General features: G+C 59.9%; 18 protein-coding genes. 9 read left to right on the plus strand and 9 right to left on the minus strand.

Annotated features, from left to right (window positions below; genetic code table 11):
- Positions 1-20 precede the first annotated feature (20 nt).
- Positions 21-710, plus strand: coding sequence for a glutathione S-transferase N-terminal domain-containing protein (locus tag ACR0KW_RS03000; protein ID WP_480803670.1), 690 nt, complete (start codon positions 21-23; stop codon positions 708-710).
- A gap of 39 nt (positions 711-749) precedes the next feature.
- Here the strand turns inward: ACR0KW_RS03000 and ACR0KW_RS03005 are convergent, their stop codons facing one another.
- Positions 750-1,733, minus strand: a complete 984-nt coding sequence (locus ACR0KW_RS03005; RefSeq protein WP_480803671.1) for a hypothetical protein — start codon at positions 1,731-1,733, stop codon at positions 750-752.
- A 68-nt stretch (positions 1,734-1,801) separates the two neighbouring features.
- Positions 1,802-2,176, minus strand: coding sequence for an OB-fold nucleic acid binding domain-containing protein (locus ACR0KW_RS03010; protein WP_480803672.1), 375 nt, complete (start codon positions 2,174-2,176; stop codon positions 1,802-1,804).
- A 127-nt stretch (positions 2,177-2,303) separates the two neighbouring features.
- Here ACR0KW_RS03010 and ACR0KW_RS03015 point away from each other — a divergent pair, with 127 nt between their 5' ends.
- Positions 2,304-2,627: a 2Fe-2S iron-sulfur cluster-binding protein gene (locus tag ACR0KW_RS03015; RefSeq protein WP_170324526.1), complete on the plus strand. Its 324-nt coding sequence runs from the start codon at positions 2,304-2,306 to the stop codon at positions 2,625-2,627.
- On the plus strand, positions 2,627-3,373 hold the full coding sequence (locus ACR0KW_RS03020) for an FG-GAP repeat domain-containing protein (protein WP_480803673.1): 747 nt from the start codon (positions 2,627-2,629) through the stop codon (positions 3,371-3,373). Before ACR0KW_RS03015 ends, ACR0KW_RS03020 begins: the two co-directional genes overlap by 1 nt.
- Positions 3,374-3,465: 92 nt before the next feature.
- On the opposite strand, the gene purD is transcribed toward ACR0KW_RS03020, so the two are convergent.
- Positions 3,466-4,728, minus strand: coding sequence for a phosphoribosylamine--glycine ligase (purD, locus tag ACR0KW_RS03025; RefSeq protein WP_480803674.1), 1,263 nt, complete (start codon positions 4,726-4,728; stop codon positions 3,466-3,468).
- Between the two features lie 75 nt (positions 4,729-4,803).
- Between purD and xseA the strand changes: the two genes are divergently transcribed.
- Positions 4,804-6,297 (plus strand): exodeoxyribonuclease VII large subunit, encoded by a 1,494-nt coding sequence (gene xseA / locus ACR0KW_RS03030; RefSeq protein ID WP_480803675.1) that lies wholly within the window; start codon positions 4,804-4,806, stop codon positions 6,295-6,297.
- Between the two features lie 7 nt (positions 6,298-6,304).
- Here xseA and ACR0KW_RS03035 read toward each other — a convergent pair whose 3' ends face one another.
- The gene (locus ACR0KW_RS03035; RefSeq protein WP_480803676.1) at positions 6,305-6,700 is read right to left on the minus strand and encodes a hypothetical protein; all 396 of its coding nucleotides are present in this window, start codon (positions 6,698-6,700) and stop codon (positions 6,305-6,307) included.
- A 128-nt stretch (positions 6,701-6,828) separates the two neighbouring features.
- Between ACR0KW_RS03035 and ACR0KW_RS03040 the strand changes: the two genes are divergently transcribed.
- The 5 genes from ACR0KW_RS03040 to ACR0KW_RS03060 all read left to right on the plus strand — a co-directional run bounded on the left by ACR0KW_RS03040 (position 6,829) and on the right by ACR0KW_RS03060 (position 11,125).
- Positions 6,829-7,467 carry a lysoplasmalogenase gene (locus tag ACR0KW_RS03040; protein WP_480803677.1) on the plus strand — a complete coding sequence of 213 codons (639 nt, stop codon included), beginning with the start codon at positions 6,829-6,831 and terminating at the stop codon, positions 7,465-7,467.
- 58 nt (positions 7,468-7,525) lie between these two features.
- Entirely contained in the window at positions 7,526-8,689 is a 1,164-nt protein-coding gene (gene ftsY / locus ACR0KW_RS03045; RefSeq protein ID WP_480803678.1) for a signal recognition particle-docking protein FtsY, read from the plus strand.
- Positions 8,690-8,779: 90 nt separating this feature from the next.
- Positions 8,780-9,682, plus strand: coding sequence for an EamA family transporter (locus ACR0KW_RS03050; protein ID WP_480803679.1), 903 nt, complete (start codon positions 8,780-8,782; stop codon positions 9,680-9,682).
- A 16-nt stretch (positions 9,683-9,698) separates the two neighbouring features.
- Positions 9,699-10,304 (plus strand): inner membrane-spanning protein YciB, encoded by a 606-nt coding sequence (locus tag ACR0KW_RS03055; protein ID WP_480803680.1) that lies wholly within the window; start codon positions 9,699-9,701, stop codon positions 10,302-10,304.
- Positions 10,305-10,456: 152 nt separating this feature from the next.
- The gene (locus tag ACR0KW_RS03060) at positions 10,457-11,125 is read left to right on the plus strand and encodes a Crp/Fnr family transcriptional regulator (protein WP_480803681.1); all 669 of its coding nucleotides are present in this window, start codon (positions 10,457-10,459) and stop codon (positions 11,123-11,125) included.
- 211 nt (positions 11,126-11,336) lie between these two features.
- Here the strand turns inward: ACR0KW_RS03060 and ACR0KW_RS03065 are convergent, their stop codons facing one another.
- The 5 genes from ACR0KW_RS03065 to gor form a co-directional block, all read right to left on the minus strand.
- Complete coding sequence (locus ACR0KW_RS03065) at positions 11,337-12,773, minus strand: DegQ family serine endoprotease (protein ID WP_480804189.1); 1,437 nt, start codon at positions 12,771-12,773, stop codon at positions 11,337-11,339.
- A gap of 185 nt (positions 12,774-12,958) precedes the next feature.
- Complete coding sequence (locus ACR0KW_RS03070; RefSeq protein ID WP_170742431.1) at positions 12,959-13,153, minus strand: DUF2065 domain-containing protein; 195 nt, start codon at positions 13,151-13,153, stop codon at positions 12,959-12,961.
- The gene (gene hflC, locus ACR0KW_RS03075; protein ID WP_480803682.1) at positions 13,153-14,049 is read right to left on the minus strand and encodes a protease modulator HflC; all 897 of its coding nucleotides are present in this window, start codon (positions 14,047-14,049) and stop codon (positions 13,153-13,155) included. Before hflC ends, ACR0KW_RS03070 begins: the two co-directional genes overlap by 1 nt.
- Positions 14,049-15,191: an FtsH protease activity modulator HflK gene (hflK, locus tag ACR0KW_RS03080; protein ID WP_480803683.1), complete on the minus strand. Its 1,143-nt coding sequence runs from the start codon at positions 15,189-15,191 to the stop codon at positions 14,049-14,051. Before hflK ends, hflC begins: the two co-directional genes overlap by 1 nt.
- A 72-nt stretch (positions 15,192-15,263) precedes the next feature.
- Entirely contained in the window at positions 15,264-16,622 is a 1,359-nt protein-coding gene (gene gor, locus ACR0KW_RS03085; RefSeq protein WP_480803684.1) for a glutathione-disulfide reductase, read from the minus strand.
- Positions 16,623-16,682 lie beyond the last annotated feature (60 nt).

Below are 16,682 nucleotides of genomic sequence, written 5' to 3' on the forward strand. Positions count from 1 at the left end.
CTTCAAGCTGAGGAGACATCATGATCGACCTGTATTTCTGGCCCACGCCAAACGGCTGGAAGGCATCCATCGCACTGGAAGAGATGGAACTGCCCTACACCACCCATCTGATCAACATCGGCAAGGGTGATCAGTTCGACGCCGAGTTCCTGAAGATTTCCCCCAATAATCGGATGCCCGCCATCGTTGACCCCGACGGCCCGGATGGCGCGCCGGTCTCGGTCTTCGAAAGCGGCGCGATCCTGATGTATCTCGCCCGCAAGACCGGGAGGTTTTACGGCAAAACCGAGCGTGACCGGATCGCCGTCGAGGAATGGCTGATGTGGCAAATGGGCGGTGTCGGCCCGATGGCCGGTCAGGCGCATCACTTCCTGAAATACGCGCCGCAACTGGACCCGCCGCAGGACCTGCCCTACGCCCAAGACCGCTACCGCGCCGAGGTCGGACGTCTTTACGGCGTGCTCGACCGGCGGCTGGCCGAGAACGAATACGTCGCGGGCGATTTCTACTCTATCGCCGATATGTCAATCTGGGGCTGGGCCAGCCTGTGGGAGGGCCAGCAGCAGGTGCTGGAGGACAAACCCCACTTCACCCGCTGGCTGGAAACAGTCAGCGCACGCCCCGGCGTTCAGGCTGGTCGGGCCCTTCACGCCGAGCTACGCGGGGATCACCGGGACAAACAATCGCAGGGGGTTTTGTTTAAGCGGTGAGACCGGCAGGCCTTTGAGCAAAGACCCGCCGAGAAACTGTTAGTACTGGGGTCGATGATCACCGGCGTCGGCCTCACCACCGCCAAAATACCGGGCAAGATCGTTTATGGGACTGCGATACGGCAAATCCCTGATGCAAACTGAGGCCAGCCCCTGAGATTTCCTCAGTTGAGACAGCAGGTGATCTGAACCGAAATCCTCAATCCAGAACCCAATCGACTCAAACAGGTTGGATTCACTTTTCTGAGTGGTGCTTGAACAGATCGAATGGCCCTTTTTCTGTTCCACAACTAGTTCCTGAAGATCGTACCTGATGTCACCGTCGATATCGTATCCGAACATTGTAAGCTGAAAGTACGCCCCCTGCTCTTCGATACGTGTGCGCACCGACATGGTTTCCGTCACCGGCAGATACGTCGCGGGATCAAACGTGTTCATCTCGAAGGAGGTGGTGAAAAACCCTTCGGCGTCTACAGGGCCGGTGACGTGAAACCCATTATCCGCATCCGGTCTCGCCTTCAGGATTTCAAATGCCGCATCAGCAGACATGGGAACCGACACACGGGATTTATCACGTATCGATCGGGATGGGATCGCGATCAGAACAAACATGGAGAGGTACAGGCCCAACCACAGAAATATGCCGCCGAAAACGACGATGAAGATGATCCACAGCACCGCCATGACGCCTTGGTCTCTGGGCATGTATTCAGGCAGTATTTCCAGCAGCGGCAGGAACATGAGCAGCAACCCCAGCACTATCGCTGCGCAAATCGTCTCCCACCACACACGGGGATACACGATAATCAGACTGATAATAGCAGTCGAACAGGCCAAGGCGACCCCGGCCTGTATGACCGGGTTCGCAAATAGGTCTGCAGCCCCAAACAGAAACGCTCCTGTGACCCATCCTGAGAACAGGATGGCCAAGCTTATCATAACCAGCCTTCTCAACCGAACAATGCGGTACAAGTATTTATTTTTCATATTCTTTTTCCCAACAGTTGAAGTGATCGATATCATTCGACTAGGGCGGCAATATGACCGCAGTTGGATTTTGGGATTTTGCACAGACTTCCGGTAGCGCGAGATTACTTCCCCTCCCCTCGCACCAAAACATCCAACATCACCGAGATATCCTCGATCTCTTCCGCGATCACATGGGTCACCGAATGCGCCCGCTGCATCCGGCCCGTCACCTTCATCAACCGGCCTGAGATCACCGCGCGGCGGAATTGCTCGTATATCTTGCGCCAGACCACCACGTTCACGATCCCGGTCTCATCCTCGAGCGTCAGGAAGATCACCCCTTTGGCCGTCCCCGGCCTCTGCCGCAGGATCACCAGTCCGGCCACGGCAACGCGCGCGCCCTCGGGCGGATCATCCAGCCGGTCAGAGGGCAGACAGGCAGGCGGGCGCGGCCAGTCCCGGTTTGAAACCGCAGGGCGAACAGGGGCAACAAGCATGAGAACAAAGATAGAACATACAGCAGGAAAGTCCAGTCGCGGCGCGATGAGTCGCAAATGAGGCTGGAAAGACCTAATTGCCTTCACTAAGGAAGAATTCGACAATCGAAAAAGGAAGACGCACGCAATGGCAAAGATCACCTATGTCGAGCACAGCGGTACCGAACATACAGTCGAGGTCGCCAATGGGCTGACCGTCATGGAAGGCGCCCGAGACAACAACATCCCCGGCATCGAGGCCGATTGCGGCGGCGCCTGCGCCTGCTCGACCTGCCATGTCTACCTCCACCCCGACTGGGTCGAGAAAGTTCCGGCCAAGGACGACATGGAAGAAGACATGCTCGACTTTGCCTATGAGCCCGACCCTGCCCGCTCGCGCCTGACCTGTCAGATCAAGGTCACGGATGAGCTAGACGGTCTGGTCGTACAGATGCCCGAAAAACAGATCTGATGATCTCCAAAGCGCCGCGCCTGCCCGCCCTCCTGTGGCAATGTCGGGCACGCGGCGCGCTGCTGGCGTTGTGCCTGTGGCTGGCGGGGCAAGCTCCTGCAATTGCCGAAACAGTCACAAGCGCCCGCTTTACAGAACCCACCACGCGCTACGCTCATGGTGTCCTAGGCGATAACATCGAGTACGGCGCGCTGGAATTGACGGTCCAAGGCGGCACGCTCACCATCCGGCTGCCCTCAGATCGGGTGTTTGAAGACCTGGCTCCAAGGCTGGTAGATATAGACTTGGATGGCAAACCAGAGGTCATCGTCGTCGAATCCCACAATCGAACAGGCGCTCAACTGGCGATCTATGACAGTGGCGGAAGGAAAATTGCCTCCACGCCTCATATCGGCACCCGCTTTCGCTGGCTGGCCCCGATTGGAGCGGCTGATCTGGATAGCGACGGCTTTGTGGAAATCGCCTATATCGACCGGCCACATCTGGTCAAGACCCTGCGCATCTGGCACTTCCGGGATGGCGACCTGGCCGAGATCGCCACCCTGCCCGGCCTGACCAACCACAGGATCGGTCACGACTTCATCACTGGCGGGATCAGAGATTGCGGCACCGGCCCCGAAATGATCGTCGTCAGCGCCGACTGGCAACAGATCGTCAGCGTCAGACATGAAAAAGGTTGGGAAACGCGGACGTTATCCCCGTTTAGCCGCAAAGCAATGATACAGGCTTTGACCTGCACACACTAGACCCAACCGCAGCCCGCACCAGCGGGCTGCCCGGCCCAAGGCCTTTGGCGTTGCATCTTTGATGCAGCGTCAGGGCGCGGGAGGTTTTAAGATCAAAGCGCCCGCCAGCCGATGTCGCGACGGAAGAACCCATCGGGCCAGTCGATACCGTCCACCATTGCATAGGCCCGGTCCCGCGCCTCCTGCAGTGTCTCGCCCCGCGCGGTGACGTTCAGAACACGACCACCCGAGGCCAGCACCTGCCCGTCCGCGGCTTTGGTTCCTGCGTGGAACACCATGTTCCCGCTATCCTCGGGCAGGTCCTCCAATCCTTTGATCACACTGCCCTTCTCATACGAACCCGGATACCCATTTGCCGCCATCACAATGGTCAGGGCGTGGTCATCCGCCCAGTTCACGCGAGCCTCACCCAGCCGGCCTTCGGCAGCGGCGTGCATCAGGTCCATCGCCTGCGCGCCAAGGCGCATCATCAAAACCTGGCACTCGGGATCGCCAAAGCGCACGTTGTATTCCACCAGACGCGGCTGGCCGTCCTTGATCATCAGACCGGCATAGAGAACGCCCTGAAACGGCATTCCGCGTCGTTTCATCTCGGCCACGGTGGGCTTGATGATCTCTTCCATCGCGCGGGTTTCAATCTCGGCGCTCAGAACCGGTGCCGGAGAATAGGCCCCCATGCCGCCGGTGTTCAGGCCGGTATCGCCCTCACCCACGCGCTTGTGGTCCTGCGCAGTGCCGATGGACAGGATATCCTCACCGTCGCACAGAACAAACAGCGACGCCTCTTCGCCCTCCATAAACTCTTCAATGACAACCTCTGCCCCGGCCCCGCCAAAAGCGCCGCCGAACATGTCGTCGATGGCCTCCAGCGCGGCTTGCTCATCCATCGCCACGATCACGCCCTTGCCTGCGGCCAGACCATCGGCCTTAACCACGATCGGCGCGCCTTGCTCTCGGATGTACTCTTTCGCTGGTTCAGCCTCGGTGAACCGCGCGTAAGCCGCTGTCGGAGCGCCCGACGCATCGCAGATTTCCTTGGTAAAGCTCTTCGAGGCCTCCAATTGCGCCGCCGCCGCCGAGGGGCCAAATACCAGCACACCCGCCTCGCGCAGACGATCCGCCACACCGGCGGCCAGAGGGGCCTCGGGGCCAACGATCACGAAATCAATCGCGTTTGCCTCGGCAAAGCTGACAACGGCCCCGCCGTTTTCGATATCCAGCGACGCACACTCCGCGATCTGCGCGATCCCGGCATTGCCCGGCGCCACGATCAGACGGTCACATTTGGGGTTCTGCATCACCGCCCAGGCCAGGCTGTGTTCCCGCCCACCACTGCCGAGAATGAGGATATTCATGACTGCTCTCCGATCTGCTTGGCCTCGCCTTGCGGGCGTTCTAAGCTGGGTGGGCATTTGACACAAGGCGCTGAAATGTCCGACCTGCTTGACGACCCCATTCCCGGCCAAAACACCCCTGAATACACTGTTTCGGACATCTCAGGCGAGGTGAAACGGACACTCGAAGGCACCTTCGGCCGAATCCGTGTGCGTGGAGAGGTTGGACGTGTGTTCAAAGCGCGCTCGGGGCATCTGTATTATGACATCAAGGACGATCGGAACGTTCTGGCCTGCACCACGTGGAAAGGTCAGATTTCGGGTCTGTCCGTTGTGCCCGAAGAAGGGCTTGAGGTCGTCGTAACCGGCCGTCTGACCGCCTTTGGCGCGCAATCGAAATACAATCTGAACGTCGATGAGGTTGCGGTTGCCGGACAAGGCGCGCTGATGGCGCTGCTGGAAAAGCGCAAGAAACAGCTTGAGGCCGAAGGGCTGTTTGCACCGGAACGCAAGAAACCTCTGCCCTACCTGCCGCAGATCATCGGCGTGGTGACCTCGCCTTCGGGGGCAGTGATCCGGGACATTTTGCACCGCCTGCGCGACCGCTTTCCGCGTAAGGTTCTGATCTGGCCAGTGGCTGTTCAGGGATCGAATTGCGCCCCCGAGGTCGCAAACGCGATCAAGGGCTTCAACCAACTGACACCGGGCGGAGCCCTTCCCCGTCCGGACCTGATCATCGTCGCCAGGGGTGGCGGATCGATTGAGGACCTGTGGGGCTTTAACGAAGAGATCGTCGCGCGCGCTGCGGCGGCCTCGGACATTCCGTTGATCTCGGCCGTGGGCCACGAAACGGATACAACCCTGATCGACTATGTCTCAGACCAGCGCGCACCAACCCCGACCGCCGCCGCCGAGTTGGCCGTGCCCGTACGGATGGAGCTGCTGGCCTGGACCGGCGAACAAGGCGCGCGCCTGTCCCGCGCTGCGACAGATGCAGTGCAACGGCGATCGCAACGGTTGCGCGACTTGTCCCGCGCCTTACCACGCCCTGACAGCTTGCTGAATACTCCGCGTCAACGTCTTGATTTAATTGCAGATCGACTAACCCCGGCACTGGAGCGCGGCGTTCAGAACCGCCATCTGCAAGTGGTAAAACTGTCGGCCCATCTGCGCCCACCAACCCTGCGCAACCTCGTGACAAGCCGTCAGGAAGCGGTGCGCAACCTGTCCTCGCGCCTGTCCTTGCGTCCCATTCAGCGTGAGATTGAAGTGCAGCGCCAGACCATCACCCGGCTGGCCGAGCGGATGAACGCAGCGCAGACAACGCGGATGGACCGGATGCTGCAACAGCTGACCGCGACGGATCGGCTGCGCGAAACGCTCAGCTACAAGGCCACGTTGCAGCGCGGTTATGCCGTGGTTCGCGCCGAAGATCAGGTGCTGACGACGAAAAAGCAGGCCGAGGAGCACAGCTCACTCCAGATCGAGTTCGCTGATGGCGTGTTGACCACCGGCCAACCCGCAGGCCCGCGACCGTCCCCCAAGAAAACCCCGAAAAAGGACGCGCCGGATCAGGGCTCGCTCTTCTGAGTGCGCCCTACACCCCTACCTCAGGCCCGTAGCAGAGCATCTCTTCGCCGATATCCTGGGCTTCATAGAGTTCCGTCTGCGCCGGGTCGCCTTCGAATTGAGCAATCAGGCCATTTCCTGACCGGGTGAAAACCCAACATTGAGGGGCCAGACGATCTTCGTAGATGAAACAGATCTGCTCGTCCCGCTCATACCAGACGCCTTCTTTGCAATTGCCATCCAGAAACGACCAGATGACGCGGCGGTTGGGCAGATAACGCTCGACCCCGTAAACCTTTCCCTGAAAACCGTAAAACAGTGTTTTCCCGCGCGTGTAGTCATCGAAATCCGACGCCGTCAGGGCCGGTTGGGCCGAGGCTGAAAACGCGGGCAGCAGCAGAAGAATCGCTAGGTATCTGAACATGAGCTTATTGTGTCAGATGCGATTGCCCCGTGCCATTGCCATTTCCGCAAAACCACCTGCCTTAACGTCACCGGTTGAGGTGAACCAACAACCCGTAACATGCTGCCTAAAAAACGGGAGGGGTTTTCATGACAACCGCAATGTTCTGGCTCGCAGGTCTTTGTGCACTGGCCTATCTGCCTCTGTCACCACGCCCCGCTAGCGCCTTGCGCTCGCTGCTAAAAACCGCTTCCGTCGCCTTGCTAGCCGGGATCGCCTTGCTACAAGCCGCTCCGCTTCTGCTGGTTCTGGCGCTGGCTTTGTGCGCCCTAGGCGACGCGCTGTTGTCACGCGAGACCGACAGCACATTCATGGCTGGCATTGGGGCCTTTGCCGCCGGACATCTGGCCTATATAGCATTGTTCCTGACCCATCCCGCCAGCGAGCCCGCATTGATTTTCGACAGGCCCGCGATCTTCTGGTCGCTCATCATCCTTGGGATCGTTGCCGCCACCCTGCTCGCACCACGCGCCGGGGACCTCAAAATCCCCGTTCTGGCCTATATCCCGATCATTCTGGGGATGGGCATTACCGTTCTGGCCCTGCCTGAAACCGGCGCCTTGCGCTGGGCCCTGCCCGCGGCCCTGGCTTTCATCGCGTCCGACCTGATCCTGGCAACTGAAAAGTTCTTGCTGCCCGAAGACCACCCGGCCCTAAAGATCACACCCTATTTGGTCTGGCCGCTCTATTGGGGTGCGCAGGCTGGTTTGCTGATCGCATTCCTCTGACCCTTTGCAACTGCCGCAAATCCGCATTAGGTGAGGGGAACACCTGCGGAGACCAAAAATGGCGTTTTTCTCAAAGCTCAAGGACAAGCTGTTCAAATCCTCGTCCCGCCTCGAACAGGGGCTTGAGGCTATTGTTGAGGATGGCGGCGAGGAAACAACCGCGCCTGACCCAATCATCCCCGAGCCCGAGCCGCAGCCCGAACCCGTTCCGGAAGTTCCACAACCGGTCCCTGAAGTGCCGGAACCCGCACCAGCTCCCCAGCCGATCGAGGTGCCCGAACCCGCGCCCGTCGATCCGACCCCTGCTCCACCCCCGCCCGAGGCTGCGCCCGCAAAGGGCGTACTGGGCCGTCTGTTCGGTCGCAGTGAAGCCAAGACCGCCATGCGCCGCACACTGGACGACGACATGCTGGAACAGCTCGAGGAGCTGCTGATCGCCTCGGATATGGGCGTCGATACCGCCCTGCGCGTCACCGCGAATATGGCCGAGGGGCGCTATGGCCGCAAACTCTCAACCCAGGAAATCAAACAGCTTCTGGCACAGGAAGTCGCCCGCGTGATGGAGCCGGTGGCCAAACCCCTGCCCATCTACCCCAAACGCCCGCAAGTAGTGCTGGTTGTCGGTGTCAACGGATCGGGCAAAACGACCACGATCGGCAAGCTGGCCAGCCAGTTCAAATCGGCTGGCAAAAAGGTCGTGATCGCTGCCGGAGACACATTCCGCGCCGCTGCTGTTGAACAGCTGCAAGTCTGGGGAGAACGCGCCGGTGTGCCCGTCCTGACCGCCCCCGAAGGGTCCGATCCCGCCAGCCTCGCCTTTGATGCGCTGACCAAGGCGCAGCAAGAGGGCGCCGACCTTTTGATGATCGACACCGCAGGCCGTCTGCAAAACCGCGCCGACCTGATGGAGGAACTTGCGAAAATCGTCCGCGTCATCCGCAAGGTCGACGAAACCGCGCCACACAACACTCTGCTGGTGCTGGACGCCACCACCGGCCAAAACGCGCTGAGTCAGGTGGAAACCTTCCGCAATCTGGCCGATGTCTCAGGCCTCGTGATGACCAAACTCGACGGTACCGCTAAGGGCGGCGTATTGGTTGCGCTGGCGGACAAGTTCGGCCTCCCCATCCACGCCATCGGCGTCGGCGAACAAATCGACGACCTCGCCCCCTTTGACCCCGAAGAATTCGCCGCCGCCCTCACCGGTCTGAACCCAAACTGATCCGAGCCTTCATCTGGCTGAAAAGTACCTTCCGCGGGTCTGGGGGGTGGAAACCCCCCAGCCTCGCCTCCCAGCACAAAGACCTGACACTTGAGCGACTGGCTGATCTCACTCGAAGGCACCGAAGCAGGCCACCAACTCGCGCTGGGGCTGGCCCTGATGGCGGCTTTCCTGCACGCGGTCTTTGGCGCCCTGCAAAAGGGCCGCCACGATCCGTGGATGTCACGCGGGGCTATCGACGCCAGCTATTGCTTGCTGGCCGCACCGTTTGCCTTCTTCGTGGTACCGTGGCCCGAACCCTATATGTGGCCTATCTTTGCAACGGTGTGGGTAATCCACATCGCCTATAAAATCCTGCAGGCCATGGCCTATACCAAGGGCTCATACACGGTCGTCTACCCGGTTGTCCGCGGCACCGGCCCGCTGTTTACCGTCATCGGCGCCTATCTGCTGTTCGGAGAGACCTTTACCGGCACCCAATGGTTCGGCGTGGCTGTCCTGCTGGCCGGTATTTTTGGGTTGGCCGCCTACAATTTCCGCTTCCTTGAAACGAACCGCGAAACGCTGGGCATTGCTCTGGTTCTGGCCGTCGCAACGGGTCTGTTCGTCGCGCTTTACACCACCTACGACGCCTACGGCATCCGTGCCACCGCAGACCCGTTTACCTTTTTGGCGTGGTTCTTCATGATCGACGGGGCGGCAATGCCGATCTACGCCTTCCTCCGGTGGCGCGCCATGATCAGCCGCCCGGCCATCGGCCCCCTGATGTTGCGCGGGCTGGCAGGTGGTATCATCGCGCCGTTGTCATTCGGAGCCATCATGCTGGCCACAAGGCTCGACAAGGTCGGCGAGGCCGCTGTCTTGCGGGAAACTTCGACCGTTTTTGCCGCGCTCATAGGCTGGCTGGTCCTGAAGGAAACCGTCGGGCCAAGACGGATCGCGCTGATGGCATTGATTGCACTCGGCGCCGTAATAGTTGAAATGGGCGGGTAAACAGCAGGAAACCGTTATGACAGGCAAAAAAGAGATCAACCCGTTTCTGAAACAGGTGCTGGAGCTTGGCCCCCCGCTGGCCTTCTTCTTCATCTACCTGCGCCTGCGCGACGAAAGCTTCCTGATCGGTGGCGTCGAGTATTCCGGCTTTATCGTCGCCACGATCCTCTTTGTGCCGCTGATGCTGGCCGCCATGGGCATCCTCTGGTACCTGACGGGCAAGCTCAGCCGGATACAAATTTTCACCGCAATCATGGTCATTTTCTTCGGTGGCCTGACCGCCTGGTTCAATGACGAGCGGTTCTTCAAGATGAAAACCACACTGGTCTACGGCTTCTTTTCGATCATGCTGGGTATCGGCCTGCTGCAGGGCAAATCCTACCTCGCCTATGTCCTGGACGAGATGCTGCCAATGCGCCATGAGGGATGGATGATCCTGACGCGGCGCCTGTGTGGCTGTTTCGCGGTTTTGGCTGTGGCCAACGAATTTGTCTGGCGCACGATGTCGACCGACCTCTGGGTCAAAATCGAGACATTCGGCTTTCCCATCGCGCTGATGGTATTTCTGATGCTGCAATTCAATCTGCTGCAAGGTTACATGGACGATCCCGACCACCAATAGGGGAACAGAGGCGGACTCTTTTCGCCTCATGCGGAAACTCAAATATTTGCTATTCCCAGACGTAACGTCGGACCAAACCGACAAAATCCTTGGAAAAACGGCAAAGCTGTGGAAAGTTGTGACACCACTCACAGCCGGAGCACCCGAAACTCATGACGGCTTTTCCAGACACTGGCTTTCTGTCCGAGGCATCGGACAGGTTGAAAGCCATGCTCTCCGCGCAGGCGACCGAAATTTCTCTGGAGCGTGGCGAGGTTCTGTTCGAGCAAGGCGATGAAGGCGACGCCCTTTATGCCATCCTCGAAGGTACGCTCGAGGTATCCTTTCTGGCAATGAGCGGCCGCAAACTGTCCCTGACCCTGATGCGTCCCGGAGAGATCTTTGGCGAGATTGCCCTGTTCGACAGCGGCCCACGTACTGCCACCATCGCAGCGGCCGAACCGTCCCGCGTTTTACGAGTGCGCCAAGGCGACGTAATGGAGCAGATCCGAGAACACCCCGACCTGGCCGTCGACCTGATCCGCCTTGCAGGATTGCGCATGCGGTGGATGGGATCGCAGCTGAACGAACAGGTCTTTCTGCCGATGCCGATCCGTTTGGCCCGCAAGCTTCTGCACCTGTCCGGACTGCAAGACGACCCGTCTACCCGGATCACCTTGTCGCAAAGCGAACTGGCCGAGTTCGTGGGCGCCACGCGGGAGGCGGTATCCAAGACCATTTCCACCTGGAAACGAGACAACGTGGTTGAAGCGTCGCGCGGCGGGCTGATGATCCAGGATTTCGAAGCGCTTCGGGAATTGGCCGAGTCCGACCTAATCTGACCCTTGTGACCTGCTTCACAGACCCGATGTAGCGTTAGGCCTATCGTTGTAACTGTTACCGTAGGAGGTCAGAGAATCATCCCCGATATCTGTCCACTGACCTCTCCCTGTATCAGAGCCACGCGCCTCCCCGGTGTGTGGCTCACTACCTTGCAGTACAAAAAAGGCCGGAACATCTGCTCCGGCCTTATCTCGTTTCTGATCAGGCGAACTACTCACCCAAGCTTAGCGCCACAAAGCGGGGATCGCCTCCGCGACGGACCAACAGCAACAGCGATTTGCGTCCGGCTTCGCGCGCCTCGTCCATGCGTGCCTCAAGATCTTCGATCGAGCTGACCTTCTGCTGACCGGCCTCGGTGATCAAATCACCGGCTCGCAAACCCTTGGAAAAGGCTTCCGATGCTTCGTCCACAGCGGTCACGACCAGCCCATCAGCGTCCGCATCCAAACCCATATCCGTACGCAACGTATCGGTCAGCGGCGAAATAGTCAGACCCAGAATATCGGCGTTTTCCTCGGCCGGAGCGTCCGGCGTTTCCTCATCGCCATTTTCGGCACGCTCTGCGTCCTCACGGCGACCCAGCGTCACCAGTACGGTTTGGGTGCCCCCATCGCGGTGGACCACCACACGAACCGACTTGCCAACGGTGGTTTCACCGACCTGTCGAACCAGACCGCGGGTATCCGCAACCTCGACACCGTCAAAGCTGAGGATCACGTCTCCGGCCAGCAGGCCCGCTTCCTTGGCAGGACCGTCCGGTACGTCACTGATCAGCGCGCCGCCGGGTTTGTCCAGCCCCATGGCCTCGGCCATATCCTCGGTCACGTCCTGAATGCGCACACCCAGCCAGCCGCGGCGAGTCTCACCGAACTCACGCAGTTGGTCGACGACCTTGACCACCACATTGGAGGCCATCGAGAAGCCAATCCCGATCGAGCCGCCATTGGGCGACAGGATCGCGGTATTCACGCCGATCACCTCGCCATCCATGTTAAACAGCGGACCGCCTGAGTTGCCCCGGTTGATGGCCGCGTCCGTTTGGATGTAGTCGTCATAAGACCCGCTCAGCGCACGGTTCCGGGCCGAGACAATGCCGGCAGAGACCGAGAAGCCCTGCCCCAGCGGGTTGCCCATGGCGATCACCCAATCGCCAACGCGCGCAATGTCGCTGTCACCGAATTTCACGTATTGCAGCGGGCCCGTGGCCTCTACCTTGAGCAGCGCGATATCGGTTTTCTCATCCGTGCCAATCACCTTGGCAGGCAATTCCTTCTTGGGCTGCCCGTCGCCGGGGAAGAATTCCACAAGGATTTCATCGGCTTCGGCGATGACATGATTGTTGGTGACGATGTAACCGTCCTCGGAAATCACAAACCCCGACCCCAGCGCATTGCTGCGGCGGGGGCGGTTGCCGTCGTCACCGTTACGATCCTGAAACTCGCGAAAGAAATCCTCGAACGGTGAGCCCTCGGGCACGATCCCCTGGGGGCCGGTCTGCCCTTCGATCAGGGTTGTGGTGGTGATATTGACCACCGCCGGGCTGATCTTTTCAGCCAGCGGCGCCAGGCTTTCGCCCCGCGCCTGTGCAGCGACGGTCTGGGCCAGAACAAGCAACATCCCTGCAAAAGCCAGCCACATCAGCCGCATGAAACCAACACTATCGTCCCGCCGGACGGAAATACTTCGTGCTTGTGCCTGCACTTGGGAACTCCTTGTCGACAATTCTTCTGTGGCCGCCCCTCGGCAACCTTTCTTAGCAACCAATGTAGTCAGTTTGTTCAAGCCCGCAACTCGGGATCGCGGGGAAATCACCGGCAATTGAAATGACTGCGCTAAAACCCGACCTGGTACGCGCCCCACAGCAACACCAGACCGCTGACCACGCAAAGCAGGCCTGCCAGTCGCCGCGCTTGCTCCGGCAAGGACCGCAGCGCCTCGAGCATACGTTCAATAAGCGAAGGGGCCAGCGCGTACGCCAGCCCCTCGACAATCAATACCAGCCCAAGGGCCAGAAGGATCATACCCATTATTCAGAGGGCGCTGCAGCCGGGGCTGACCGTCCGGTAGGAGAGCTGAGGTAGTTGAAGAACTCGGAATCCGGGCTCAGGATCAACGAGCTGTTACTGCCCTGCAAGGCATTCTCATACGCTGTCAGAGAGCGGTAAAACTCAAAGAACTCCGGGTCCGCACCGTAGGCTTCGGCGAAGATCGCGTTGCGTTCGGCGTCCGCCTCACCGCGAATGATTTCGGCCTCGCGGTTGGCGTCCGACACCAGTTCGACCACGGTCCGGTCGGCCTGAGCGCGGACACGCTGCGCTGCCTCGTTACCGCGGGCGCGTTCGTCGGTGGCTTCGCGCTCACGTTCGGCCTTCATCCGGTCGAAGGTGGCCTCAAGGTTCGCTTGCGGCAGATCGGTGGCCTTCAGACGCACGTCGATCACGTTAACGCCCAGCGCCTGAGCTTCGGCAATCGCGCTGTTGCGGATGCGCAGCATCAGCGCGGCACGGTCCGAGCTGAGGATATCGCGGGACGACACCGAACCCAGGACCTCGCGCGTTTCAGCGCGCAGGATGCGATCCAGACGATCTTCGGCAACCGGGATACCGCCGACACCTACAGCCTGACGGAAACGGTTTAGATCCGAAATCCGGTAGCGCGCGAAGGCGTCAACAACCAGACGACGATCATCCAGAGGCGTCACTTCAAGCGGTTGGACGTCAATCGACAGGATACGGTCATCGTAACGCACAACTTCCTGGATCACGGGAATTTTGAAGGCCAGACCCGGCTCTTCCTTCACCGCAACCACACGGCCGAATTGCAGAACCAGCGCACGCTCACGCTCGTCCACGATGAAAATCGACGACAAGCCGACGACGCCGAGAATTACAACGACGATGAGAAGAATGGGTGACTTACGCATCAGTTGCTCTCCCCGGTCTGGTTGCGGCGCAGTTCGTTCAGCGGCAGATAAGGCACGACGCCCTGTCCCTGACCGGTCGAGTTCTCGTCCAGAATGATCTTGTCGACATCACCCAGAACCTGCTCCATCCGTTCCAGATAGAGACGTTTTCGGGTCACATCAGGCGCTTTGGTATATTCCTCCAGAACCGCGCTGAAACGGCTGGCTTCACCCTGAGCACTGTTGATCTGCTGGGCGCGATAGGCTTCGGCCTCTTCCAGAACCTGCGCAGCTTCACCACGGGCTTCCGCGAGAACGCGGTTTGCATAGGCGTCGGCCACGTTCTGAAGGCGGTCACGCTCCTGCGCGGCAGCCTGAACGTCACGGAACGAGGCGATCACGTCTTGCGGTGGGTCAGCCTTATCGAAGTTGACACGGACGATGTTGATCCCGGAATCATAGCTGTCCATTGTGGACTGGATCAGTTCCTGAAGGCGATCCGCGATGATACCACGGTCCCGGTTCAGGATCGGGGCCAGTTCGCTTTGCGCAATGATCTCACGCATGGCCGATTCCGACACGGCGCGGATCGTCTGGCGCGGGTCACGCAGGTTGAACAGGAATTTGGCCGGATCGTTGATGTTCCAAACGACCTGATAGTCGATATCGACCACGTTTTCGTCGCCGGTCAGCATCAGGCCATCGTCGCTGCCGCGCGTGCCGCCCATGTCTTCGGTCTGTTCGCGGGTGACCGGGATGACCTCAGCGGTCACGAAGGGCCACGGGGCAAAGTTCAGACCCGGATTGCCGACGGCCGAGAACTCACCCAGAAACAGCTCAACCGATTGTTCTTCGGGCTTGACGGTATAGAAGCTGGCCGCACCCCAAAGCACGGCTGCAACAACCACACCGATCAGCACGGTGCCTTTGGTAAAGATGGGACCACCCCCACCGGCACCCTGACCGCCACCACGACCCGAACCGCCACGGCCGCCCATCAGGACGCGCAGCTGTTCCTGGCCTTTCTTCATCAGCTCATCGATCTCGGGGATCTGCGGGCCGTCGCCTTCGGGGGGCTTGCGCCCGTCCCCGTTGTTACCCCGATTTCCTCCACCGCCTGAAGAGCCTCCGCCCCCCCAGGGGCCACCGCTGTTGCCCGCCATATGTATCTATTCCCTTGTGTTGGACCGTGTGATCACGGTTTCCCTTGTAACTTGTGTGCGCGCAGTTGCAAATCAAGCAGTGCGCACAGGTTGCCGCAGTGTAACCAGTTCCTCGGCCATGACCGGGTGAACGGCAACGGTGCGGTCGAAATCTTCCTTGGTCGCGCCCATCTTTACGGCAATTCCGGCCAGCTGGATCATCTCACCCGCGCCCGGGGCAACGATGTGACAGCCCAGCACCTTACGAGTCGCCTGGCTGACGATCAGCTTCATCAAGACGCGCTGCGTGCCGCCGGCAAACGCTTTCTGCATCGGTTTGAACGAGGTCGCGTAAACCTCAATCGGTTCCTGCGCCGCGGCGTCTTCCTCGCTGAGGCCCACGGTGCCGAACTCCGGCTGAGTGAAGATCGCGGTTGGGATCAACTCGTGATCTACAGGCGTCGGGTTGCCTTTGAAGACGGTTTCGACAAAAGCCATGCCTTCGCGGATGGCAACCGGGGTCAGGTTGACGCGGTCGGTCACATCCCCGATGGCAAAGATCGAGGGCACACCGGTCTGGCTGTATTCGTCCACCAGGATCTCGCCCTTGCGGCCGCGTTCAACGCCCACGGCCTCAAGGCCCAGATCATCTGCATTCGGCGTACGCCCGGTGGCGTACATGACCACATCGAAAACCTGTTCGGTTCCGTTGGTGGCTTTGACCCAGATCTTGTCGCCCTGCTTTTTCATCTCAAGCACGTTTGTGCCAAGATGCAGGTCGATACCATTCTGGCACATCTCTTCGCTGATCAGCCCACGTGCTTCTTCGTCAAACCCGCGCAGAATCTGCGCACCGCGATAGAACTGAGTGGTCTTCACACCCATCCCGTTCATGATTCCGGCAAATTCACTGGCGATATAGCCGCCGCCGACGATCAGAATACTTTCCGGCAGTTTCTCAAGGTGGAAAATCTCGTTCGAGGTGATGGCCAGGTCCGAGCCCGGAAATTCGGGCACAACCGGGCGGCCACCGGTGGCGACCAGAATGTGCTTGGCGGTCTTGCGGGTGCCATCGGCCAGTTCGACCGTATGCGCGTCCACAATATGCGCCCGCTGATCAAAGCTCTCGACGCCGTTGTTCTTCAGGATGTTGCGATAGATGCCTTCCAGCCGGTCCAGTTCCGTAACCAGCTTGCCGTGAAACGTGTTCCAGTCCAACGCACCGGGCTGAATGCCCCATCCATAAGCCTGCGCATCCCCGACCATCCCCGAAAACTCGCTGGCGAACACCATCAGCTTTTTCGGCACACATCCCCGGATGACGCAGGTCCCGCCATAGCGGTCCTCTTCGGCCAGCGCCACTTTGGCGCCGTTTTCACCAGCCGCCACACGCGCCGCACGGACCCCGCCCGAGCCGCCTCCGATGACGAACAGATCATAGTCAAAGCTCATCCTGAGTTCCTTTATACCGTCAGGCCAAAATTCGATGATTATCTGGGGTCGAAAGACGCG

The organism is Ruegeria sp. CG11, assembly GCF_056537245.1.